The organism is Mycolicibacterium xanthum (assembly GCF_019710635.1).
GTDB classification, from domain to species: domain Bacteria; phylum Actinomycetota; class Actinomycetes; order Mycobacteriales; family Mycobacteriaceae; genus Mycobacterium; species Mycobacterium xanthum.
Genome location: NZ_JAIFZS010000075.1, coordinates 1 through 22478 on the forward strand (window position 1 = coordinate 1; position 22478 = coordinate 22478).

Consider the following 22478-nt stretch of genomic DNA (forward strand, 5'->3'; position numbering starts at 1 on the left):
GACCGCCGACGCGGCGGCGAACCTGTGGGACACTTTCACTGGAAGTGCCTTTCCGAGTTGTGCCGATAAGTGCGTAAGGAACACTCATCATCACAGCTCAGAGGGCACTTTCCTCGTCACGACACCCGATGACCAGCCGATTCGTCGGTGGATCGAGGCTTAGGTTGATGGCTGGCTCCTATATTTCCTACATCACAGCGTTTCTCGTCGTGAACTGGTCGTCGCCAGCAGCGTGGGTGCTGCCGACGGTCGTGGGGACCCCACTAATCGCCCTTGCGTCACGTCACCTAGCAACACAACCGGAGGGCGCTCATGTCCCACCCGAATAACTGGGTCTCGAACTCACGGTGGGCACCTGACCAGATCGACGACCAGTCCGGTCGCGTAGCCGTGATCACCGGCGCGAATAGCGGCATAGGCTACCGAGTTGCTCTCCACATGGCAGAGCACGGCGCGCGCACCGTGCTGGCATGCCGCGACACCGCCGAAGGCGCCCGCGCCGCGCAGCGCATCGCGGACGCCGTCCCTGATGCAGCCACCCGCGTCGAAGAAGTTGACCTCGCCGACCTGTGCTCAGTCGAACATCTCGCCGGCCGGATCGCCGAGCGCGGCGATCGACTCGACTACCTTTTCAACAACGCCGGCGTGATGATGGCGTCGAACGAGAAGACAGCACAGGGCCATGAGTTTCACTTTGGGGTGAATCATCTCGCGCACTTCGTGCTGACCAACCGACTGCTGCCCACCTTGATGGCGACTCCGGACTCGGTCATTGTGACCGTCTCGAGCTACGGCCACAGATGGGGCGGGATCGATTTTGATGCGCTCGGGGCCAGAAGCGCGCCCGGCAACGCCAGCAAAGCCTACGCGCAGAGCAAACTGGCGAACCTTCTCTTTCACTACGAACTAGATCGTCGCCTAACCAACGCACGAGCCCCAACCCGTGCCGTCGCCGCCCACCCGGGGCGGGCTCGAACAGAGCTGGCACGCCACTCGCGCATGCTGCGGCTGGTCCAGCCCCTGTTATCCCAATCGGCCGACCAAGGCTCGTGGCCACTCCTCTACGCCGCCACATCGCCGCGAGCTGCCGCCGGTAAGTACTACGGCCCCAACGGCTTCCTAGGCCTCACTGGATATCCCGCCGAAAGCACCGCCAGTCCCCGTGCGCGTGACCCGGGGGCAGCTGGCCGCCTTTGGGATCTCTCGGAGTCGCTAACCGGGGTGACATCTGGCATCTGATGTGCCCGATAGAAACCGATGTCCCACGTTGTGACCTTTCGTTTCCAGGTCTAGTGAGCATGAAGCCTTAGCCACCACAATGAATCTGGGCAAGTCCTGCGATCAGCAGGTCCAACCCGAAGTTGAATTCCTCCCCGAGTGCGACCGGCAAGTGTTCAGCGAGCGCCGACGGTTGCCGGGTAGCGATCGACGCCCAAGTATTGAAGGTCGGGTTGCACTGCGCCATACTCGATACCCGCGTCCGAGAGTTGGATCGAAAATCCAAGAACGTAGCGAGCGGGGGTCGCATAACACCGGGCGGCGAGCTCGGGAGCGAATCCATTGTCGAGCAGCACCGAGATCACATGTTCACGAATGGCCATCATGTTCGGCCCGCCAGGCACGCGTTCGACCAACAGGGCCGCGACGTTTCTGTGCCGACGCAACGCGTCGAACATCATCTTCGCGGTCACCCGGCAGGCTTCCTGCCAACCGGAGGCGTCGAGCCGCTGAGCATCGGCGGCTACCTCGCTGAAAACACGGTCGACGACCCGGGCGAGTAGCTCACCACGATTGGCGAAGTGACGGTAGAGAGTCGCGGTTCCCGAATCAAGCCGTTGTGCCTGAACACGCATCGACAACGCGTCCGGGCATTCATCGTCGACGATGGCCAGCGCCGCGTCGATGATCCGATCCGTACGCACTGGCGGGCGGCCCTGCGAGGGGCGCAGCGCAGCGTCGCCGGCGGATGCGCGCACTCTGTTGGCAGCGGGCACGCCCACAGTATGACGGGCTTGACTGCACCGTTCAATATCGGTAACGATGTAACCATATTTATCGGCTCTGCGGTGGTGTCTAGGACCGAAGACAGAAGGAAACGAGAAACGCCGATGTTGCTTCCACTTGCACCCGAACCCTTCACCGTTCCGACCGACCGCGACATGCTGCCCTCGGAACGCCGCCAATTCGTACAGACACATCGAACCTGCGTATACGGCTACCGGCGTCGCCAGGACGGACCTGCCATGTCGATCGTCTACTACGTGCCCACCGACGACGACGAGCTACTCGTGTCCACCATGGCCGGTCGCGGCAAGGCGCGAGCCGTGGCACGCGACGGAAAAGTCAGCCTCTGCGTGCTCGACGAACGCTGGCCATTTGCCTATCTGCAGGTCTACGCCGATGCCGAGATCGAGCATGACCACAACCTGATCGTGGACGTCATGATGGCAGTCGGCGATCGGATGTCGGGCCAACCCCTGACCGACGACGCCAGGCCCGTCGTCGAAGCGATGGCCATCGAGGAGAACAGGGTGGTCGTGCGCTGTCGCCCGTACGCGACATTCGCACAACCACCACGACACCTCCACCACAACGACCAGGACGAGAAGATCACCCACTGGGTTTCAGGCACCATCCCCTGGAACGCGCCGGACCCGACGTGATAGGCATGCACTCGTCCCGCCAACCAGCATGCGGCAGTATCCCCTAAGAGCCGACGAGTGCCGTCACCAACATCAGGGACATCGTCAGATCCATGACGGCATGGGGAAATACCGCGACTCGCGTCGCCTTCGGCAGCTTGCGGTGATCGATCCCGGGAAAGCGGAGCGTGATGGCCACGATGACAGAGCCCAGGAGGTCGGCAAGGAAGAACGCCACCCCGATCCAGCCCAGTACCGGCAGTGGCGGCGGGGCTGCGTGCTCGCGGTGTAGGCCATACATCTCAGGTCGCGAAACGGCCCCCAGGGTCGGGTAGAGCATGGCCAGCGCCGCGATCAAGTGATAGCCGGCGGCCGCGATGAGGTCAGTGGACTGCCCACCGACAGGCGCACGCCTGCGTTGGCCGATATGTATGACGATCAACACTGTGTATACCGCAGCGAGAGCGCCGAAGATGCTCTGCCACAGGTAACTCGGCACCGCATCGTGCGGGAAGACGACCATGATGAAGATCGCCGCCAGCATCACGATATGCCCGAGATCGGACGCCCGGCCGGACGAATAGAGACCCGGCACCGCTTCGTGGCGGCCCCCGCCAGTCGCCCGAGCCACGGCGACGATGAGACCGGCGGCCGTCAGCCCGGCCACCGCCCAGCGCACAGCCAGCGGTAGATCATCGAGCATTTCGGTGACCGGTGCCGCTACTGAGTGGGGGCCAGCGAAACAGCGGTACGGGCGTCGAGGTCGACGTCGACGTAACCGAGGCCTCGCTCGTCGGCAGTCACCGTGGGCTCAACGGCGCCGCCTACACGGTGGGTTCGATTCGGCTGCAGGCGGGCGATGCCCAGGCGTGCACGATGCGGCCCAGTCCCGGGGTACAGCACCAGATCGAGGTCCGACCCGTCAGTGAGCGCGCGAGCCACCAGGACATCGGGGTAGGCCGCCTCGGCGAGCACCGGGCCGGTGCGCCACTGCTCGGGAATCCGTCCCGCAATGAGATCAGCGACACCGTTCGTGCGTGAGAACCGCGCCAGCGCGTACATCGCGTTGACGAGGTTCGACACCCCGCGATAACGACGGGCTCCACGCGCGCGCTCCTGTTCGAGGTCGGAATCGATGGCCTCGGATAGCCTGTCGGCGATGTGATCCGCGCCAAATTCTCTGGCCGCGTTCATGACTGCAACCTTGGTATTCGCTTCACCGTTAGTGAAGCGGTAGTTGCCGACGTCGATTCGCAGCCAGCTGCGACCCCGCATCACGACGTCGTCCCCGTCCCAGCGGAGCAGTCGTGACGTGATCATGTCCCAGGTCTGTCGGGCGATGTCGGGCATCGCCGCGCTCAGCCACAATGCCATCGCTGCGTCGGACCCGATCACCGGGGGTGAGAGGTTGACCGATGCTCCGAGGCGTATCGGAATGAACCGGCGATCGGCACGTCGCCAGCCGTCGGCGTCATAGCTCGTGCGTACTTTCGAGACCAGTTCACTGGAGATGTCATCGTTGTGAAGGCGGTCGTACATCATCAAGGTGTTGAGAGCGAACGTATTGCAGATCGGGTAGATCAGATGCGGCTCGCATGGGTACTGCGGGCACTTCGGCTTGGCCAGCATGTTCTCCCTGATGGCAAAAGCCAGCCGCCGGAAGTCGTACTCGTGCGAGATCTGGTCGTCCCATCGATACGTCAACGAGCCAGGGCGATCGAAGGCGTCGTCTTGGTTCAGTGTTTGAAACACCCCGATCATCACGCCGAGATAGCCGCTGTACATCACGTTGGCGTGCCTGATCGGATCGGTTTCGTGCCGCAGATAACCGATCCGACTCTCTCGAGCCCAATACCCCCAGACCCTCTTGTCGCACATCTTGACGATCAGGTTCCGCTGCGCTGCTGCCAGATATCCGGTGAACGCCGGTGTTCGCGTCAGTTGCGACAGTGCCAGTGCATAGCCGATGAAGTTCAACTGGTAGCGATAGGCAGCGGTGCCCACCTGGTCTCGGCGGTCGAAACCATCGAACTGGTCCAGCGGTTGCAGCGAAAGATCGAACAGGCCACGAAGGACCTCCAGATCGTCCGGCGTCGATTCGCCAACGACGGGCAGCACTCCTACAGCGGTCATCCCGCACCCTTCAATTCGATCTGGGGTTTCAACACACTTTCAGGCGGCGCAGACCACGTGGCGGGTGGCGCGAACCCCGACTCCGGCAGCTTCCCACCTTTGACCTTGCGCCAGCAGTACTGCACGGCAATAACCAAGTAGGTCAACGCAACACAGCAGATCATGTACCACCGGCCACTGCCGCCAGAATGCGGGCGCTGCGCTGGCTGATGGACTCAGCGCTCTCTTCCGGGTGCTCGAGCCACCACCCAACTGTTGCCGAGACCACGCTGAACCAGATCTGGGTCACCAGTGAGACGTCCCGGTCATCGTGATTTCCGATTTCCGACAGCGCCTCCCGGACACCTGCATTGCCGAGTTCAGCGAGCTTTCGCCGGTACAGCAGCGCGGCCTCGTAGGGATCCGTCGTCGGCGGCAGCGTCCGATCGAACAACAACGCCCAGTCCAGCGGCCGCGGCTCGAGCACCCTGAAGAGAGCTTGCAGGCTGGCGACGGCCCGGCCTCGATGCGGACCGCGCTGGGCAGCGGCGACTTGCTCGACGATCGCTGCGCCCGCTCGATGCGCACAGGCGATGTACAGCCCGTCTTTGGTGCCGAAGTAGTTGTAGATCAACGGCTTCGAGATGCCCGCACGTGCAGCTATTCGATCCATCGACACGTGTGCGTATCCTTGTGCACCGAATTCCGCCACCGCAGCGTCGAGAATCGACTGTTCGCGGTCGGCCCGTGCCACCCCCTTGGTGCCGACATCCTTCGCCATAGCCGTGACGATACCACCTGAATTGACTATAGAGTAACTTACTGCATGATCAATGGTGTCGGCGGCCACTCGGCCGGTGACCTATTCGGTTACGCGGAACGCTACGGCCATCGGCGAGGCCCGTCGGCGTCGACTCGGAGATGACCGAACAGTTCCACCGAACGTTCGATGGTGGCGCTCAGGTGCTGACGGCGCTGATGCAGGACGGCATCTCCACCGGATACAGCCGCCCCGACATCGACCTGCACGCGACAGCCGATTCAATCGTTGCCATCCCGTTCGGACACATAGCGCTGCCCTACGGGCATGGCCCGACCGTGAAACGCTGGCCGCGCGGGTTGCGGGCCACAACGGATCTGGTCTGTCGCGGGATTGCGGGCGAGTGGTTGGAAGCCTTTCACGATTGAGGCTCAGCGATCGTGTCTGCTCGCCAACGCCCGGCTCGTCGGTCAGCGGCGTGGTGTGGTGGTGATGTGCAGGTGGTCGTAGTGGCCGTAGCCCGACCCCCGCGGACCGCCCGGCGTGTAGTACGTACCGCGCCAGATCACATCCTGTAAGCCGAATCGGGCCGCATTGCTCATCACGAAGGCGAAGATCTCGTCTCCGAGCGCGATGCCCTCGGCGCTGCCGGAATTGGGAATCATCACATCGATCGCCAGACCGCTGGGGTGCCACGGCTTGGAGTCCGGCCGAACCCCGTCGATATTGGCGATCTGGGGAAACCTCGCGCTGATGGCCCGCGCCGCCAGGATGGTGTTGGGCTGCAGTCCGGCCTCCACGGCCACGCCGACGGGCAAAGCTTCCGGGATATCGACGGCAGCAGCCACCGGCAATGGCGCAACCCCGCCCGGCGGCGGGGCCGGCATCGCGGCGATGGGCGGGTCGGCCGGGACGGGCGCACTCGGCGGCGGCAGCACTGCGGACGCGGTGTCGACCACCATCTGCTGTTGCGGTGTCAACGCCGCGTACTGCGCCTCCGCAGCGAGAATCTGTTGCTGCAGGTCAGTCCATTTGGCCTGCAGCTCTGCGCTCACCGCGGCAGACTGCTCGGCCGCGTCGCGGGCGGCCGTGGCGGATGCCTCCGAGACCCGGGCGGCAGCGGCCGCGCGCTCATGTGCTGATCGAAAGGCCTTCATCTGATCGGCCATCTCAGCGGCGACTGCCCGCTGTAGCGACAGCTCGTCGATCAGCTGCTGCGGGGAAGCTGCGGTGAGCAACGTCGCTATCTGACCGGTGCGTCCGCTCATGTAGGTCGCCGACGCCAGTCGGTCTACCGCGGCCTGATAGGGCTGCAGCTGCGAGTTCGCGACCTCGAGGGCGCCCAGGTCGGCGCGGTGGCGGTCTTCGGCGGCGGTCTGGGCGGCCAGTTTGTCGTCGGTCTCCCGTTGGGCCGTGGTGACAGCCTCGCGACTCTGCAGCGCTTGACGGGACAACTCGTCGAGCCTGGACAGCGCGTCCGCCGCCGGGTCAGCCTTCACATCACCCATCGATATCGCCGCCACCAGGAGCGCGGCCGCCGAACTGACCACGGATCGCCGAAGCAAGAGGCGCACCGTGGTCATGCGGATTGTCCCGATCCTTCGCTGCAGGGACCGATCACGATCCGGCTAGTGGGTCTGGGCAAGGCTACGAACTCGCGTGGGCGCTGTCCACCCGGCCGATACCGCGACTGCCACTGCAGTGGTGACCCGCTGTCGACTTACACACCCGCGTCACCGCTGGTTCAGTTGCGCGCACTACAGGGTCCACCCAGCAGTCGACGCGATCGGCGCTTTCCGCCCCGACGCCGCCGAAATGGCATTCCGGCAGGCGTTTTGCGAGAGCGGGCCTGCTGGAATGCCATTTCGGCGGGCTGGGTCGGGGGCTCGTTACCGATCAGATGGCAAATTGGGATTGAGTTGCCGTCGACGAGCCTCGCCAAGCTCAATAGTAACAATTGTCCCTTTGGTACCATCAGGTAATGCGGGACACGCCGTGGGCTATCGAACCGCGGCAATCACGTCCGGTTTCCCGGCGTGACGCACTGCGCTATGCCACCGCGGCGTCGGTGCTGGCCGGGTTGGGTGCCGCCGCGGCAGGCGCCGGCGTCCCCAGTGCCTCGGCCGCCGCTCCCACGCTGATCGACTACGCCATGCTCCAGATCCCCGCCCAACACATCCGGGCGGCCGGGCACTCCGGAGTGATCAACTACGTGTCGACATCACGGCCCGGTTCGTCTTTCGGCGCCAAACCGATCACCCTGCCCTACGCCAAGTCACTGACCGCCGCCGGACTGGTGATCGTCAGCAACTACCAATACGGAAAGCCGGGCGGGACGGCGCCGTCGGACTTCACCCGCGGGTTCGCCGGCGGCGTCGCCGACGCGCGCACCGCCTGGAACCTGCACACCGCGGCGGGTGGCGGCCGGAGCGCACCGATCTTCTTCAGCGTCGACGACGATATCGATCGCACCACCTGGAACGACCTCGCCCTGCCGTGGTTTCGCGGAATCAACTCGGTGCTGGGCGCGCAGCGCACCGGCATCTACGCCGGTATCAACCCCTGCCAGTGGGCCGCAGCCGATGGCGTCATCGGACGGTCACGCTCACCCGGCCACGTCTGGGCGTGGCAGACCCGGTCCTGGTCTCGCGGTCAGATCTACCCCGCCGCAGTTCTCTACCAGCGCATCATCGACACCGCCTCGAATCCGGGACCGGTGGTCGGCGGCATCCGCGTCGACGTCAACGACGTCCTGGCCTCCGATTGCGGGCAATGGAATCTGCATCCCTGAGCACGAGAGTTCGGGTAAGCGGCCAATCGAGTGACGCCGAGTCTGAGAGCGCGGCGTGCAGGGGCTCGTTGCCGAAGTTCTCGTTGAGCTGCGCCTGAATCTCCCGCGATCGCGAGGACCAGCCTGCGTTCAAGCGACCTCTTCAGAACGCCCTTCTGATTTGGTTCGTTTGGGATCGGTAGCGTCCCGAAAGCGGTGTCATGGTGTCATGACCACGAAGCACCTGCTGCCTATCGCCTTGGCAGTCCTGCTTTCCGGATGTGCCGCCGAGCGCTCCGTGCCCGTTGCCACCGAGACGGTGACTCGCACGGCACCGAGGTCCACCGCAGTCCCGGCGGCCCCGTCATCCCCGCCGGTCACCGTGACGGTGACCGCGCCGCCGCCGCAATCCCCCGAGCCGTCCGGCGTGCCCACCCCGTGCACCGACGGCGAGCTGGCGGTGTCGAACAAGCCGGTGGAGTCGCAAGGTCCCGAATACCGCGTGGTGTTGCTCTTCGAGAACACCTCATCGCACCGCTGCACGCTGACCGGTTATCCCGGCGTGGATATCGTCAACCAGACCGGCCCGGTAGTCCACGCCGAGCGCCGGCCGCAGAACGCGGCTCCTCATCTGACGCTGGAACCCGGCGATGTCGCCACCGCCGACCTTCAGTCGCGCGACGTGCATCCGGTGAATTCCGGTGACGTGTGCCCGCACTGGGGCTCGGTGGTGGTCATCGCGCCCAACACGTTCCAGCCGCACACGCTGGACATCGGGATGCCGATGTGCAGCCCGCTGATCAGTTCGGTGACCTAGGGGGTCGTGCAGCTTCCCCAAGCGGCGCCCGATCGTACACCAACTTTACACGTCAGGTGTAAAGTACGTGTATGGCAAGGGTGCGCACCAATATCGAAATCGAGGACGTCTACGTCGAGGCGATCAAGAACCGCTACGGGGTCCACACGAAGACCGAGGCCGTTGAGCTTGCCCTGCGGCATCTGGCGGGCCAGCCGATGACGCGCGAGGAAGCGCTGGCAATGCGGGGTGCGCACGCGATGGGTGAGGCCCCCGCCGATACCGGTCCCGCCGGCACCGCGTGATCCTGGCCGATACCTCTGCGTGGGTCGAGTACGACCGGGCCACCGGCAGTATGGCGGATCAGCGCATTACCGAGTTGATCGCCACCGATGGGCCGCTGATGTTCACCGAGCCCGTTCTGATGGAGGTTTTGGCCGGCGCGCGCAGTGATGCGCGTGGGCAGGATCTGCGGCGCATGCTGCTGCGGTTCGGCTTGGCGCACTTCGATGCCGTCACCGACTTCGACGCCGCGACGAGAATCTATCGTCGGTGTCGACAAGCGGGCGTCACCCCTGGCGGGGTGGTCGACTGCATGATCGCAGCGGTCGCGTACCGTCGCGCTCTGGCGTTGCTCGCCTGGGACGCCGACATGTACCGCGTCGCCCAGGTGGTCGGAATCGAACTGGACGGGGCATCGCTCCACGCGTGACCCTGCGGGAGATGCATCCTGAAGGGGTTCCGGCTACGTGGCCGCATTGCCGGAACCTGCCAACTCCCCGTTGAGAATGTCGATCCAATTCGACATCCGCGCAAGTAGTTCCGATTCTGGCATCCCGAGGGGCGGCAAGGCCGACTTCCGCGTTGGCCACCAGTCTACGAGCTCACACTCATCATCGTTCTTGAGCCTGAGGCGGTTTCGTCAGATATCGACGACATCGGTCCACCTCCAGCTGATCTTGCGCAACCGAACGAAGGACGTCTCACGGATCAAACCAACAGGTCTGCGACCTATCTCAAGAGAGCAGGGAGTCAGGTTGGATCTGGGGCGTTCCACGCGACAGTGCCCGACACCCAATGGGTGATCTTCTCGTCCTGGTCGTTGCTGTGGAGGTGCCGCGGAGGTTGAGCGAACGTCTCGTAGGGGCGGCAGCGGATCAGGACGCGGTTCTCGTCGAGCGCCATCTGCTGAACGAATGGACGCGCATCCTCGCCCAATGGCTGTCCCGACATCCGGCCGGCCACCGCCATCATGACATCGACCACCAGCTCGGGGTCGTCCTCAACTACTGCGTCCGCGTAGACCTGCAGATACGAAAAGGGCCAACGCTCGTCGAGAACGCAGAGGCTCACCTTGCCGTCACGTGCCGCCACGCGGGCCTTGCCACGACCGGCCATCGTTGAGACCAACAGATCGTCACCATCGGTCGGTATGTAGTAAACGATCGACATGGCCGGACCGTCCGCCTTGCGTCGGTAGCCAAAAACGCAGGTGCGGTGCGTACGAACAAACTCGCGGCGTTCCGAGGGAAGCATGTCGCGGTCGGTAGGTGGGGTGAATGGCTCGCTCGCCAGGGGCAGCAGTCGCACGGCGGTACAGTCCTCCAACAGATCATCACACAATTACAGCTACAGTGTGTTCGTTACTACGTCGGCTGTCAAGGACGGACCAGTGAAAGACCAGCCCAAGACCACCGCCCCCGGGCACACGCTGCCTTCGGTACGACGATCTGTGGGGCGGCCCGCGATACCGGTGCAGCGCATCATCGCCGCGGCACTGCGCATCATCGACGATCGCGGAGCCGACGCGCTGTCGATGCGATCGTTGGCGCAGCAACTCAATTCGAGTACCGCCACGCTCTACCGGCACTTCAGCGGTCGCGCGCAACTCGTGGAGGCCGTCATCGACTACGTCCTCGGGATGGCGATCATCGGTTCCGATGACGCCGCGATGATGACGTGGCCTCAATCGTGCAGAGCACTTTCCCACAACATGTTCAGTGTGTTGAGCGAACACCGCAACGTGGCGCCCCTTCTGGTCGGCTACATCCCGACCGGCCCGAATGCCTTAGCTCGGCGCGAAGCCTGGATCGGGCTCCTGCTCGAGGCCGGGTTCGCGCCCGACATCGCCGTCCGCGCCTACGCCACCATCGCGCACTACACCCTCGGATTTGCCATGCAACTCCCAGCCGAAAGCGACCCCGATGGCGCAGAGGTTCATGAAATCCGTGCCCTCGATGCTGCTAGGTACCCCGCCACCAGCTCCGTGGCCCACCTACTGCCGATGCCACTACACGACGAGTTCACCTTCGGCCTCGACCTCATCATCGACGGTCTCGGCCGCCTCGCGCCGACCGAAGAGACAGACCCTTCAACAAACCCGACACACTTGCGCTCGCCCACCGAAGGGATGTAGGCCATCGGCGCGGCCCCGCCTGGCGCCCTGGGTAGAACCGAGGGGGTCCTTGTGGTGGCGGTCGAGCGAAATACGTTGCGTTCCTCCGGCACTCGACCGGCGCAGGCAACGTGTCAGTGCTCAGTCGACTGCGGAGATCTGCAAGCCACGAATGATCAGTCCAGCAACCTCATCGGCATATCGGCGCACCGCGGCGTCGTCGCCGGCTGCTGGCGCATCGACCAGGGCGCCCATGGGAACCAGCGTGAATGGAGCGACCGCCCCGTGAGTAAGCAGAAAGTGGAGAAGGTACAGCGGAACGGGTCGAATGCGACCAGCACTGACCAGCCGGTCGAGCACGCTGCTGACCCGTTGTAAGGCGGGCTGGATGTACTCGGCGTAGAGGTAGCGCAGCCGGTCGGTGTCCTGCCGGCTCTCGATGTCGACTAAGCCGAGCAGGTCGGGATGCGCCGCAGAGAAGATCACAAACCCGCGGATGAGATAGCTGAGTTCGTCAAGCGGGTCCGTGGTTCCGACATCGGTATTCAGCAGCTCCAACAGTTCGCCGAATCCATGATCGACCGCTGCGCGCCACAGATTCTGCTTGGTTCCGAAGCGCTGGTAGATGAGGTTGTGGCTGACACCAAGCCCCTGGTTGAGCAGGCGAACTGAAACGCCTGTGTAGCCATGGGTTGCGAACGCGTGCAGCGTCGCCTGAAGCATGTCGGCGGTGGCCACCGGCGCATCCTCGGCCTTCGGACGGCCACGGGGGCGCCTGTTGAGAGGCTCTGAGGACACAGCGACGATTCTGCCTCATCCCTTAACTGCCGCATTATATTGACATATGACAATTTATTGTCCACACTGTGACGCACGTTGGTGCCACCTCGACAGGTGACCGCAATCGACACGGAAGGCCTGCAATGACCGCTCCCACCGAAGTTCCCGTTCTGATCATCGGCGGCGGCTGCGCCGGCTTGAGCGCCTCGATGATGCTCTCGAAGCTGGGAATCGAGTCGCTGCTGGTGAGCGCATTGCCGACGACCTCGATCCTGCCCAAGGCCCACGTACTCGGGCAGCGGACGATGGAGATCTTCACCGAGCTGGGATTGGCCGACGAGATCTACAACCGAGCGGCGCCGATGGAAAACCAGGTGCATACCGGGTTCTATGCAGGGCTCACGGGACCTCGATCCGAGTTCGGGCGAGAGCTCGGCAAGCTCGAGATCTGGGGAGCCGGCGATCGCGACCCGGAATACACCGACGCCAGCCCATGTCCGACTGCCAATCTGTTCCAGGTCCGGCTCGAGCCAATCCTCAAAGCCCACGCGGAAAGCCTTGCGCCGGGACGGGTCCGGTTCAACCATGAACTGCTGGCCTTCGACCAGGATGATGATGGGGTCACGAGCACGGTGCGCGACAAGGAGACCGGCGAGGAGTACCGCGTTCGATCTCAGTATCTTCTCGGGGCCGACGGAGGGCGCACCGTCAACAAGATCGTCGGCATCGAACTCGAAGGCCTGCGCAACATCGTCAACATGGTTTCGGTCCACATGACCGCCGACCTGTCGGAGATTCTCGACGACGACTCAGTCCTCTTGCGCTGGCTGGTCAACCCCGAGTTTGGCGGCAGCTTTGGCGGCTGCCTGTGCCCCGCGGGCCCCGACAACTGGGGAACCCGATCAGAGGAGTGGGTGTTCCACATCGCATACCCGCCCGACGACCCGGACACCGGCGACACCTCCAAGGTTCTGGACCGCATGCGGGCGGCACTGGGCATGCCCGAGTTCGACCCGGTCGTGCACGCGGTCTCGGTGTGGGCGCTGGAAGGCATTATCGCCAACAGATTCAGATCGGGCCGCGTGTTCATCTTGGGCGACGCCGCGCACCGTAATCCACCCACCGGTGGGCTCGGTCTGAACTCGGCGGTGCACGATGCGCAGAATTTGACCTGGAAACTCGCCGCGGTCTTGAAGGGGCAGGCGGCCGACACGCTGCTGGACACGTACGAAGCCGAGCGGCGTCCCGTCATCGAGGTCAATGTGGAAAACTCAGTGAACAGCGCCGCCTTGCGGTTTCAGATGGACGCGGCTATCGGGCTGTCCCCGACGAAATCTGCCGATCAGAACTGGGCGGAACTGGGTGTGCTGTGGGACAGCTCGCACCCCGAGCACAAACAGCGGAAGGCAGCCTTCGACAAAGCGTTTGCCGCACAGACCATCGAATTCCACCACCACGGGCTGGAATTTGGCTTCAGTTACAACACGGGGGCAATCGTCAGCGATGGAACTCCTGCGCGTGAACCGATCGATCCAATCCGCATCTACGAGCCGAGTACGCGACCGGGCCACCCATTGCCACACGCTTTCGTTAGCGATGGCAACAGCACCTACCCGCTGCAGAAGCTCACGCACGGAGGAAGATTCGTCCTCATTGCCGGCGAGGATGGCGCCGCGTGGGTGGTAGCCGCCCGCTCCATCGCCGAGCGAACCGGATTGCCCATCGACGCCTACACGGTGGGCAACGAACAGGCCGATCTCTTCGATGCTCGGTTCGCGTGGCTACGCAAGCGTGAGATCGATCGCGATGGCGCCGTCCTCGTTCGACCTGACCGCTTCATCGGGTTCCGGTCTATCGGAGCCGCTGATGACCCTGAAGCCACTCTCGCCGGTGCCCTCAGCCAGATACTGGGTACGGAGATGAGGATCGACGCTTAGTGCCGCAGCGGTAGGTCGTGGCTGGCAGTGTTCAGCGTGTCTGCGCTGGTCCCCGAGGCCCATCAATGCGCCGCCGGCAATAGCGAGCGCCATCGCCAGCTCGCCCCGCACCGTAAACCTGCCTTCTTCCTCAGAAATGAACTTTTCCTCAGGAGACTTGACTGATCATTGTCTCGTATGTGACGATTTCGTCACCATCAGCGGAGGAGGTGCGCGTGAGCACACCACAATCGGATGCCCACAGCGACATGCATTTCGAACAGGGTGCGCTACCCGGCGAACATCCGGGCCGCTCCAAAAACCCCGTCATCAAGGTTCATGACCTGGCATGGCTCGAATTCGAAAAGCCCGACCTGATGCAGGCGGCAACCTTCGCCCACGACTTCGGCTTCGGCATAGCACTGCAGACTCCCACCGAACTGCACCTGCGCGGCGCGGGTGTCGGCGCGCCGTGCGTCATCATCCGCCGGGCCAACCGATCGAGGTTCGTTGGCGTCACGTTCACCGCCCAGGACGCGGCGGACGTCGCCAAACTGGCGAAGGCGACGTCAACCCGCCCCCGGCCGCTGCCGGATGCCCTCGGCGGAATCGCAGTGGAACTGAGAGATCCCACCGGGCTACCGGTTCGGGTGGCCTCGGGTATGCACCAGCTCGCTGCTCTGCCCTCCCAGACCCCACATGACTTCAACTTCGGCGCCGAGCTTCACCGTACGAACGCAACGCAACGCCCACCACACCAGCCAGCCACGGTCGAGCGACTTGGCCACGTGGTGCTGGAAACCAACCGATACCAGGAGGCACTGGACTGGTATCTCGATCACCTCGGGCTGATCGTCAGCGACTTCATGTATTACGCAGGGCAGCGCGAGCGTGGCCCGGTGATGAGCTTCATTCGCTGTGACCGCGGGCAGACGCCCGCCGATCACCACACCTTGGCGATGACCCTGGGACCGCGCAACCGGTACGTGCACTCGGCCTACCAAGTGTGCGACCTCGACGCACTGGCCGCAGGCGGTGAATACCTCAAAAACCGCGGTTACCGGCGCTCGTGGGGCATCGGCCGCCACATCCTGGGCAGCCAGCTCTTCGACTACTGGCGCGACACCGATGGCTTCCTGGTCGAACACTTCAGCGACGGTGACATGTTCGATAACACCCTCGAGCCCGGGTGGGCGCCAATGAGCGCTTCCGGCCTCGTGCAATGGGGACCACCGCCGACCAAGGACTTCCTCGGAACCGCACTGCGGCGCGAGACCCTCGACGATCTGAAAGCCATCGTCGGTGCCCTCCGCGATGACAACGAGTTTGACCTCACCCGCCTGCGCGGCCTACTGAAAGTTGCCACAACATGAGCGTGTCCGTCGTGAAGACTGCCGAATCCTGGTGGGTGCTCACCCCGTCGGGCGCCGCCAAGATCGACACCACCGCACAAACCACCGGCGAACTGCTTGCCGACCGAGCCGCCATCGCGACTGCGGTGACCAACTCCGAGACCGTGTCCGCCGACGGGCTCGAACTCCTGTCGCCGATCACGACACCCTGCCGAGTCGTAGCTCAGATGACGAACTTCGTCTCCCACGTCGTCGACGCCGGCATGAACCCCAAGACGGTGCCCCTGACCTTCTTTCGCAAGACCTCAGGCTCGATCGGCGGACCTTTCGACGACATCGTCAAGCCCAGCCACGTCACCCTCCTGGACTACGAAGTGGAGATCGGCCTGGTGATCGGTCGCGACATGCCAGTTGGATCGTCGCTCACCCAAACCAACCTGGCCGACTACGTCGCGGGGTTGGTCGTCACCAATGATGTCTCCGCACGCGACGTCCAGTTGTCGAAAACGCAGTTCTTCGAAGGCAAGTCGTACCCCACGTTCACTCCGGTCGGGCCACGGCTCGTGTTGCTGGACGCTGAGGAGCTGCGCCGCTTCTCCGATCTTCGCCTGCAACTGTGGGTCAACGGCGAAATCCGGCAGGACATGACCGTCGCCGACATGATCTACCCCCCGCTGCAGGCTCTGCAGGCACTGGCACGATTCCAGCACCTGAGCGCCGGCGACCTGGTGATGACCGGAACTCCCGTGGGGACGGCGTTGAGCGCACCACCCAAGCCCGTTCAGATGATCGCCGATCTACTTCCGCCGGAGCTGAAGTGGAAGATCTTCTTCAAGAGGCAGGCCCAGAACCCGAAGTATCTGGCCGACGGTGACGTCGTCGAACTCGCGATAGCCACCGACGACGGCGCACTCGACCTGGGCCGGCAACGCACCGTGGTCAGAGACGCGTGAGCCGACCGCACTCCGAGGCCAGGCTGTGGCCGACCTACGCCGGACCCGATGACCTGGCCGACATCGAGACGATACCGCTACAGCAGCGTGGACTGCCCGACTCCACCTACGCGCTTCTGCGCCGCGCCGCGACGATGTGGCCGGATCGAACTGCGCTGCAAGTGCTTTCAACAGCCGACCGCTGGCAAGACCCGGTGACCGCCACCTTCGCCGAGCTGATCACCGACGTACACCAGACCGCAAACCTGCTTCGCCACCTCGGCGTAGTCCGGCACAGCCCCGTCGCGCTGATCGCGCCCAACTGCGCCGAACTCGTCACCGCCACCCTGGCAGCGCAACTTGCCGGTGTCGCCGTCCCCATCAACGGTGCGCTGTCCATCGAGCACATCAGCGAGCTGCTGCGCCGATCGGGGGCCCGCGTCCTGATCGCTGCCAGCCGGGAGCTCGACCCGGCGTCGTGGGAGACCGCCCAGCACCTCGCTGAGGCCGGGATCGTCGACACCGTGCTGCTGCTGGCGCCGACCGGGGGCACCGTCGCCACCCCCGATCCACTGGGAATCGACGGGCTTACCGTCGGGCTCCTGGGCGAGCTTGCCGCGGACTTCGACGGAGGGTCATTCACCGCAGAGCCGCCGGCGGCCGCGGATATCGCTGCGCTCTTCCACACCGGAGGGACCACCGGCACACCGAAACTCGCCGCCCACACGCACGCGAACGAGGTCGCCGACGCCTGGATGATCGCCGCCAACACCACGCTCAACGAGGACTCGGTGATCTTCGCCGCGTTGCCGCTGTTCCACGTCAACGCGCTCGTGGTGACACTGCTGGCCCCGCTGTTCCACGGGCAAACCGTGGTGTGGGCCGGCCCACTGGGCTACCGCGATCCTGCGCTGTATGGAAACTTCTGGAAGATCGTCGAGCGCTACCGAATCAGCGCGATGAGCGCGGTCCCGACCGTCTACTCGGTGCTTGCCGAGTGCCCCGTCGACGCCGACGTCTCCAGCTTGCGGGTGCCGATGGTGGGTGCGTCGGCGCTGCCGCGGTCGGTCCGCAGCAAGTTCACCGCCCACACCGGATTGCAGCTGCTCGAAGGCTACGGGCTGACCGAGGCCACCTGCGCCAGCGTGCGCAGCTTCACCGACCACCAACGCGAAGGCGCGGTCGGTCAACGTCTGCCCTACCAGCGTGTCAAGGCCGTCCACGTCGACGACGACGGCAGCTGGCATGATCTCCCGCCCGGCGCGGTCGGGCACCTCGTCATCTCGGGACCATGCGTGTTCCCGGGCTATGTGGTGGGTCGAGACGGTGAAGGGTTCGTTCTCGACGGCCGGGGTGCGCTCAACGACGGCTGGTTGGACACCGGCGACTTGGCGAAGGTGGATTCGCAGGGATTCGTTCATCTGGCCGGCCGCGCCAAAGATCTCATCATCCGGGGTGGCCACAACATCGATCCCGCCACGATCGAGGACGCCCTGCGGACCCATCCCGCGGTCACCGGCGCCGCCGCCGTGGGGCGCCCCGACGTCCACGCCGGGGAAGTTCCCGTCGCCTACGTCACGCTGACGTCTCCGGACGCCGTGTCCGCCGAGGACCTACGCGCGTGGGCCACCAGCAGGGTGCCCGAACGTGCAGCGGCGCCACGATTGGTCACGATCGTGGCGGACCTACCGCTGACCGCAGTCGGAAAACCATACAAACTGCCACTGCGCGCCGACGCGGCCCGCCTCGCGGCGCGGGACGCACTCGCGGGACTTTCCGGCATCGTCGAGGTCACCGCCGAGGCGGATGGCGGTGCGCCGGTAGTGACGGTCACGGTCGAACCGTCTGCCGACCACGAGTCCACTGCCGCGGCGCTTGACCAATTCACCACCACCTGGCGGATCGCGCAACACCATGAATGACGACCTGACGCTCACAAAGTCGCCGAGAGCCAGCGCGTCGGGACCGCTGCTGAGGCGCTTCCACTGTCGCGAGGTCCCCGTCGACGCACCAAAGCCGGATCCGTTGCTGCTCATCGCGGCCGATCGCGGCATCGGTATAAACCCCGCAATTGGGCCCACCCCCCGGTTCGGCTGACCACAGGACTGCTCGATGGCGCTCCCTTCGAACCTACTCTTTGTCCCCGTCGTCATCGTCGGCGCGGGCCCGACCGGGGTGACGGCTGCCATCCTGCTCGCGCAATACGGCGTGCAGTGCCTGGTCCTGGACCGCTGGGACGACGTTTACCCCCAACCGCGGGCAGTCCATCTCGATGACGAGGTCTACCGGATCCTGGACCGGCTGGGGGTATCCGAGGCCTTCGCCGCCATCTCACGACCGGCCCGGGGCCTGCGCCTGCTCGACAAGCGGTTGAACGTGCTGGCCGAATTTCAGCGTGACAGCGCACCCAGTAACCAGGGGTTCCCGCAGGCCAACATGTTTGACCAACCAGAACTGGAATCCATCCTGCGGGAACGGATGAACCGCCATCCTCTCGTCGCGTTCCGAGGCAACGTCGAGGTGACCGACATTCAACCCGCCGAGTCCGGGCCGACGCGAGTGTTGTTCGCCGATCGAAACACCGGGACCACGCACGCAGTGAGCGCGCACTTCGTGCTCGGGTGCGATGGAGCCAACAGTCTCGTCCGCTCGGCTATCGGCGCCGAAATGGAGGACCTGGGATTTGAGCAACGCTGGCTGGTGATCGACGTTGACACCGACGCCGATTTGGGGCATTGGGAGGGGGTGCATCAGGTCTGCGACTCGACCCGCGCCGCCACGTACATGCGTATCGGCGTTACCCGGCACCGTTGGGAATTTCAGCTGCTGGACGGTGAGGCGGTCGCCGACTTCGATACGATCGAACGGCTGATGCCGCTCATCGCACCATGGGTTGCGGACACAGCCGTCGATCACCTCCAGTTGGTCCGGGTCACCGAGTACACGTTTCGCGCGCAACTGGCCACCCAGTGGCGCAAAGGCAACGCCTTCATCCTCGGCGACGCCGCCCACCTCACCCCACCATTCATCGGACAAGGCATGGGGGCCGGTGTTCGGGACGCGATGAACCTCACCTGGAAGATCGCGGGCGCGTTGGCGGGCACCCTGTCCCCCGCTGTGCTCGACTCCTACCAGCAGGAACGAAAACCCCATGCTCGCAGTCTCATTCGGCTCGCCGTCGGCATCGGGTGGGCGATGACCGGCGGCGGAAGCATCGGCGACGTCGTTCGGCGGACGGTGGTGCCAAGGCTAAGGCTGATACCCGGGCTACGGGCCCGGATCGCGGCCAGCCGAACCCCACCCCTCCGACGTTCGGGGTTCGTGGTCAAGGGCCACACCCGCGGCCGGTTGGCGGGCACGCTGAGTCCCAATGCCGTTGTCGGAACGCAGGTCCGACTCAACGACCTGACGGGGAACCGTTTTGCCTTGGTGACCAGGGCACCGGTGTCGACTCAAGACCATACGGTGTTGAACCGTCGAGGAGCCGTCGTCGTCCAGGCCCACCCGGGCAGCGAACTCGAAAGGTGGCTTCGCCGGGGCCACGCCGCCGGGGCCATCGTTCGCCCCGACATGACCGTGATGAGCGCCGGGGGCAGCGTATCGGCACTGTGCAAACGCATGCCCACGTTCACCCCACCGCTTCTGCCCAACCACCCCGCCGAGACCGCCAAGCCCGAAGGGAGTCGCTGATGCTCAACCGACGGAAGGTTCCGGCCTACCGACCCGACATCTATTCCACCAAGGCCATCCTGGACCCCTACCCGCACTACGCGCGGCTGCGGGAACTGGGCCCGGTCGTCTGGCTGACCAGGCAGCGGGTCTACGCGCTGCCCCGCTACGCCGAATGCAAGGCCGCGCTGCGCGACGACACAACCTTCGTCTCCGGCCACGGAGTAGCCCTCAACGCCGTTACCAATCGTCTATCTCGTGGCACCACCCTCAACAGCGACGGCGAAGACCACGACAAGCGGCGCAAACTGGTCGCTCACCGCCTGACGCCAAAAGCGCTGCGTGCCATGTCCGACGCGGTCACCAATCAAGCCGAGCAGGTCGTGGCCGCCGCGGTGGCCAAGCGCACGGTGGACGGTGTCAGCGATCTCGCCAGTGCCCTGCCCCTCGCAATCGTTCCCGACTTCGTGGGATGGCCACGCGAGGGCCGCGACCATCTCCTCACATGGGCAGGAGCAACGTTCGACTTCCTCGGTCCGGCCAACAAGCGCAGCATACGAGCCTTCCCCGCAAGCCTGCAGATGCTGCGGTTCGCACGACAAGTGGTGCGTGAGCGCTCCGCGCTCGACCGCAGCATGGGCCATGACGTGCTGGCTGCCGTCGACAACGGCACCCTGAAGAGGTCCGAAGTCCCCCCGCTGATGGTCGACTATCTGGCCCCCTCGCTGGACACCACGATCAGTGCCATCGCTAGTGGGCTGCACCTATTCGCCACCCACCCCGATCAGTGGCAGGCCATCCGAAACGATCCCAGCCTGATCCCGAACGCAGTCAACGAAGTGGTCCGCATCGAATCCCCGCTGCGCGCGTTCTCCCGCAGAACCACTCGTGACGTCGACATCGCCGGGACCACCATTCCGAAGGGCGCCAGGGTGCTGGTGATGTACGCCTCGGCCAACCGCGACGAACTGCAGTGGACCGATCCCGACACCTTCGACGTGCACCGAGACGCCACCGGGCAACTCGGCTTCGGAATCGGCGCGCATACCTGTGCCGGCCAGGGTCTCGCCCGGATGGAAACCCAGGCGATCCTGACCGCTCTGGCCAAACAAGTCGACACCATCCGTTGCACCGCACCCCCCACCTGGGGGCTCAACAACATCATTCACTGCTTCGAGCGACTACCGCTCGAATTGATTCCCGCCGGAAAGGAATGATCATGAAGGTTCACGTGGACTACGACCGCTGCGAAGGGCACGGAATGTGCGTCGTGCAGGCGGCCGAAGCCTTCTCCCTCACCGACGACGGAGACCTGAACTACCTGTTCGAGGGTCACGACGTCCCCGCCGGCATGGAAGGCGCTGTTCATGCGGCCATCGACGCGTGTCCCGTCGTCGCACTGAGCGAAGCACCCTGATCGGCGCCTCAGCGCAGTACGGATGTAATCAGTCGGAGCAGGAGGTCACATGAGAGCGCAATGCCCGTCATGTATGGACCTGACGAAAGGATCATCACTGACTGTCATCGATTAGACTGTCTTCCGAAACGGAGGTGTGGGCAGTGACAGACGGGCAGACCGAACCGACGAACCGGCTGGAGAGACGGAAACAGCGCACCCGGACGGCGCTGCTACGAGCGGCCCAGGCATTCATTGCCGCGGGCAAGCTGAATGCTCCGATCTTGGAGATCACCCAGGCCGCCGACATCGGGATGGGCTCGTTCTACAACCACTTCGATTCCAAGGAGGAGTTGTTCGCAGCCGCGGTCGCCGACGTCCTGGACTCCCACGGCGAGCTACTGGATCGCCTCACCGAATCGCTGACCGATCCGGCGGAGAGGTTCGCCTGCCGTTACCGGTTGTGTGGCCGACTCTTCAGACGTCAGTCGCAGGAAAGTCGCATCATGCTGTCGATCGGGCTGTCGCTGCTGTCCTCCGACCGCGGGCTTGCCCCCCGCGCCAAACGAGACATCATCGCTGCATCAGAGGCCGGCCGCTTCCAGGTGCACGATCCCGACATCGCTCTCGCAATCGCCGGCGGTGCGCTGCTGGGGCTGGGGCAACTGCTGCAGGAACAGACCGACCGCGACGATGCCCAAGCTGCCGACGACGTCACACGCGACATTTTGCAGTTGTTCGGCGTGGATGCCGCGCAGGCTGAGCGCCTCACGTCGCAGCCGCTTCCCGACCTCGCCTCGTACTCGGACGCGGGGTCCGCTGCCTAGCACGGTTGATCTGGCGAAGCCGGAATATTTGAGTCAGGCTGGCGCTGGCCGACTCGGATGAGTCTGGTCAGGTGGCGAGTCCTGTTGTTTTGCTCAGGGTTTCGAGTGCGTCCAGCGGGTCATACTCCACA

Annotated in this window: 22 protein-coding genes and 1 pseudogene; 16 read left to right on the plus strand and 7 right to left on the minus strand. The window is 64.5% G+C overall.

Going from position 1 to position 22478, the window contains the following annotated elements; genetic code table 11:
- Positions 1-312: 312 nt before the first annotated feature.
- A complete protein-coding gene (locus JDV09_RS23880) occupies positions 313-1239 on the plus strand; it encodes an oxidoreductase (RefSeq protein WP_221371628.1) in 927 nt (308 codons plus the stop codon).
- A 67-nt stretch (positions 1240-1306) separates the two neighbouring features.
- Here JDV09_RS23880 and JDV09_RS23885 read toward each other — a convergent pair.
- A pseudogene (locus JDV09_RS23885) lies at positions 1307-1922 on the minus strand (TetR/AcrR family transcriptional regulator).
- Between the two features lie 186 nt (positions 1923-2108).
- Here JDV09_RS23885 and JDV09_RS23890 point away from each other — a divergent pair.
- Positions 2109-2663 carry a pyridoxamine 5'-phosphate oxidase family protein gene (locus JDV09_RS23890; protein ID WP_221371629.1) on the plus strand — a complete coding sequence of 185 codons (555 nt, stop codon included), beginning with the start codon at positions 2109-2111 and terminating at the stop codon, positions 2661-2663.
- A 43-nt stretch (positions 2664-2706) separates the two neighbouring features.
- On the opposite strand, the gene JDV09_RS23895 is transcribed toward JDV09_RS23890, so the two are convergent.
- The 3 genes from JDV09_RS23895 to JDV09_RS23905 form a co-directional block, all read right to left on the minus strand.
- Positions 2707-3345: a DUF5134 domain-containing protein gene (locus tag JDV09_RS23895; protein ID WP_221371630.1), complete on the minus strand. Its 639-nt coding sequence runs from the start codon at positions 3343-3345 to the stop codon at positions 2707-2709.
- Positions 3346-3362: 17 nt separating this feature from the next.
- Positions 3363-4775 (minus strand): linalool dehydratase/isomerase domain-containing protein, encoded by a 1413-nt coding sequence (locus tag JDV09_RS23900; RefSeq protein ID WP_221371631.1) that lies wholly within the window; start codon positions 4773-4775, stop codon positions 3363-3365.
- A 160-nt stretch (positions 4776-4935) separates the two neighbouring features.
- Positions 4936-5535, minus strand: a complete 600-nt coding sequence (locus JDV09_RS23905; protein ID WP_221371632.1) for a TetR/AcrR family transcriptional regulator — start codon at positions 5533-5535, stop codon at positions 4936-4938.
- Between the two features lie 140 nt (positions 5536-5675).
- On the opposite strand from JDV09_RS23905, the gene JDV09_RS23910 reads away from it, so the two are divergent.
- Positions 5676-5942: a hypothetical protein gene (locus tag JDV09_RS23910; protein WP_221371633.1), complete on the plus strand. Its 267-nt coding sequence runs from the start codon at positions 5676-5678 to the stop codon at positions 5940-5942.
- A gap of 42 nt (positions 5943-5984) precedes the next feature.
- Here the strand turns inward: JDV09_RS23910 and JDV09_RS23915 are convergent, their stop codons facing one another.
- A complete protein-coding gene (locus JDV09_RS23915; RefSeq protein ID WP_221371634.1) occupies positions 5985-7097 on the minus strand; it encodes a coiled-coil domain-containing protein in 1113 nt (370 codons plus the stop codon).
- Positions 7098-7495: 398 nt separating this feature from the next.
- Here JDV09_RS23915 and JDV09_RS23920 point away from each other — a divergent pair, with 398 nt between their 5' ends.
- The 4 genes from JDV09_RS23920 to vapC all read left to right on the plus strand — a co-directional run bounded on the left by JDV09_RS23920 (position 7496) and on the right by vapC (position 9792).
- A complete protein-coding gene (locus JDV09_RS23920; protein WP_221371635.1) occupies positions 7496-8305 on the plus strand; it encodes a DUF1906 domain-containing protein in 810 nt (269 codons plus the stop codon).
- A 208-nt stretch (positions 8306-8513) separates the two neighbouring features.
- Positions 8514-9101, plus strand: a complete 588-nt coding sequence (locus JDV09_RS23925; RefSeq protein ID WP_221371636.1) for a DUF4232 domain-containing protein — start codon at positions 8514-8516, stop codon at positions 9099-9101.
- A 71-nt stretch (positions 9102-9172) separates the two neighbouring features.
- On the plus strand, positions 9173-9385 hold the full coding sequence (locus tag JDV09_RS23930; RefSeq protein WP_221371637.1) for a type II toxin-antitoxin system VapB family antitoxin: 213 nt from the start codon (positions 9173-9175) through the stop codon (positions 9383-9385).
- Complete coding sequence (gene vapC, locus JDV09_RS23935) at positions 9382-9792, plus strand: type II toxin-antitoxin system VapC family toxin (RefSeq protein WP_221371638.1); 411 nt, start codon at positions 9382-9384, stop codon at positions 9790-9792. The genes JDV09_RS23930 and vapC overlap by 4 nt, the downstream gene beginning before the upstream one ends.
- Positions 9793-10112: 320 nt before the next feature.
- On the opposite strand, the gene JDV09_RS23940 is transcribed toward vapC, so the two are convergent.
- Positions 10113-10616: a pyridoxamine 5'-phosphate oxidase family protein gene (locus tag JDV09_RS23940; RefSeq protein WP_221371639.1), complete on the minus strand. Its 504-nt coding sequence runs from the start codon at positions 10614-10616 to the stop codon at positions 10113-10115.
- A 136-nt stretch (positions 10617-10752) separates the two neighbouring features.
- On the opposite strand from JDV09_RS23940, the gene JDV09_RS23945 reads away from it, so the two are divergent.
- Positions 10753-11496 (plus strand): TetR/AcrR family transcriptional regulator, encoded by a 744-nt coding sequence (locus JDV09_RS23945; protein WP_308124221.1) that lies wholly within the window; start codon positions 10753-10755, stop codon positions 11494-11496.
- A gap of 120 nt (positions 11497-11616) precedes the next feature.
- On the opposite strand, the gene JDV09_RS23950 is transcribed toward JDV09_RS23945, so the two are convergent.
- The gene (locus JDV09_RS23950; RefSeq protein ID WP_221371641.1) at positions 11617-12213 is read right to left on the minus strand and encodes a TetR/AcrR family transcriptional regulator; all 597 of its coding nucleotides are present in this window, start codon (positions 12211-12213) and stop codon (positions 11617-11619) included.
- A gap of 185 nt (positions 12214-12398) precedes the next feature.
- Between JDV09_RS23950 and JDV09_RS23955 the strand changes: the two genes are divergently transcribed.
- The 8 genes from JDV09_RS23955 to JDV09_RS23990 all read left to right on the plus strand — a co-directional run bounded on the left by JDV09_RS23955 (position 12399) and on the right by JDV09_RS23990 (position 22347).
- Complete coding sequence (locus tag JDV09_RS23955) at positions 12399-14192, plus strand: FAD-dependent monooxygenase (RefSeq protein ID WP_221371642.1); 1794 nt, start codon at positions 12399-12401, stop codon at positions 14190-14192.
- Positions 14193-14440: 248 nt separating this feature from the next.
- Positions 14441-15544 (plus strand): VOC family protein, encoded by a 1104-nt coding sequence (locus tag JDV09_RS23960; protein WP_221371666.1) that lies wholly within the window; start codon positions 14441-14443, stop codon positions 15542-15544.
- Complete coding sequence (locus tag JDV09_RS23965) at positions 15541-16476, plus strand: fumarylacetoacetate hydrolase family protein (protein ID WP_221371643.1); 936 nt, start codon at positions 15541-15543, stop codon at positions 16474-16476. Before JDV09_RS23960 ends, JDV09_RS23965 begins: the two co-directional genes overlap by 4 nt.
- Positions 16473-18377: an acyl-CoA synthetase gene (locus JDV09_RS23970; RefSeq protein WP_221371644.1), complete on the plus strand. Its 1905-nt coding sequence runs from the start codon at positions 16473-16475 to the stop codon at positions 18375-18377. The genes JDV09_RS23965 and JDV09_RS23970 overlap by 4 nt, the downstream gene beginning before the upstream one ends.
- Positions 18378-18567: 190 nt before the next feature.
- On the plus strand, positions 18568-20145 hold the full coding sequence (gene mhpA / locus JDV09_RS23975) for a bifunctional 3-(3-hydroxy-phenyl)propionate/3-hydroxycinnamic acid hydroxylase MhpA (RefSeq protein ID WP_221371645.1): 1578 nt from the start codon (positions 18568-18570) through the stop codon (positions 20143-20145).
- Positions 20145-21341: a cytochrome P450 gene (locus JDV09_RS23980; RefSeq protein WP_221371646.1), complete on the plus strand. Its 1197-nt coding sequence runs from the start codon at positions 20145-20147 to the stop codon at positions 21339-21341. The genes mhpA and JDV09_RS23980 overlap by 1 nt, the downstream gene beginning before the upstream one ends.
- A 2-nt stretch (positions 21342-21343) precedes the next feature.
- Positions 21344-21541 carry a ferredoxin gene (locus tag JDV09_RS23985; protein ID WP_221371647.1) on the plus strand — a complete coding sequence of 66 codons (198 nt, stop codon included), beginning with the start codon at positions 21344-21346 and terminating at the stop codon, positions 21539-21541.
- 143 nt (positions 21542-21684) lie between these two features.
- Positions 21685-22347, plus strand: coding sequence for a TetR/AcrR family transcriptional regulator (locus JDV09_RS23990; protein ID WP_221371648.1), 663 nt, complete (start codon positions 21685-21687; stop codon positions 22345-22347).
- Positions 22348-22478 lie beyond the last annotated feature (131 nt).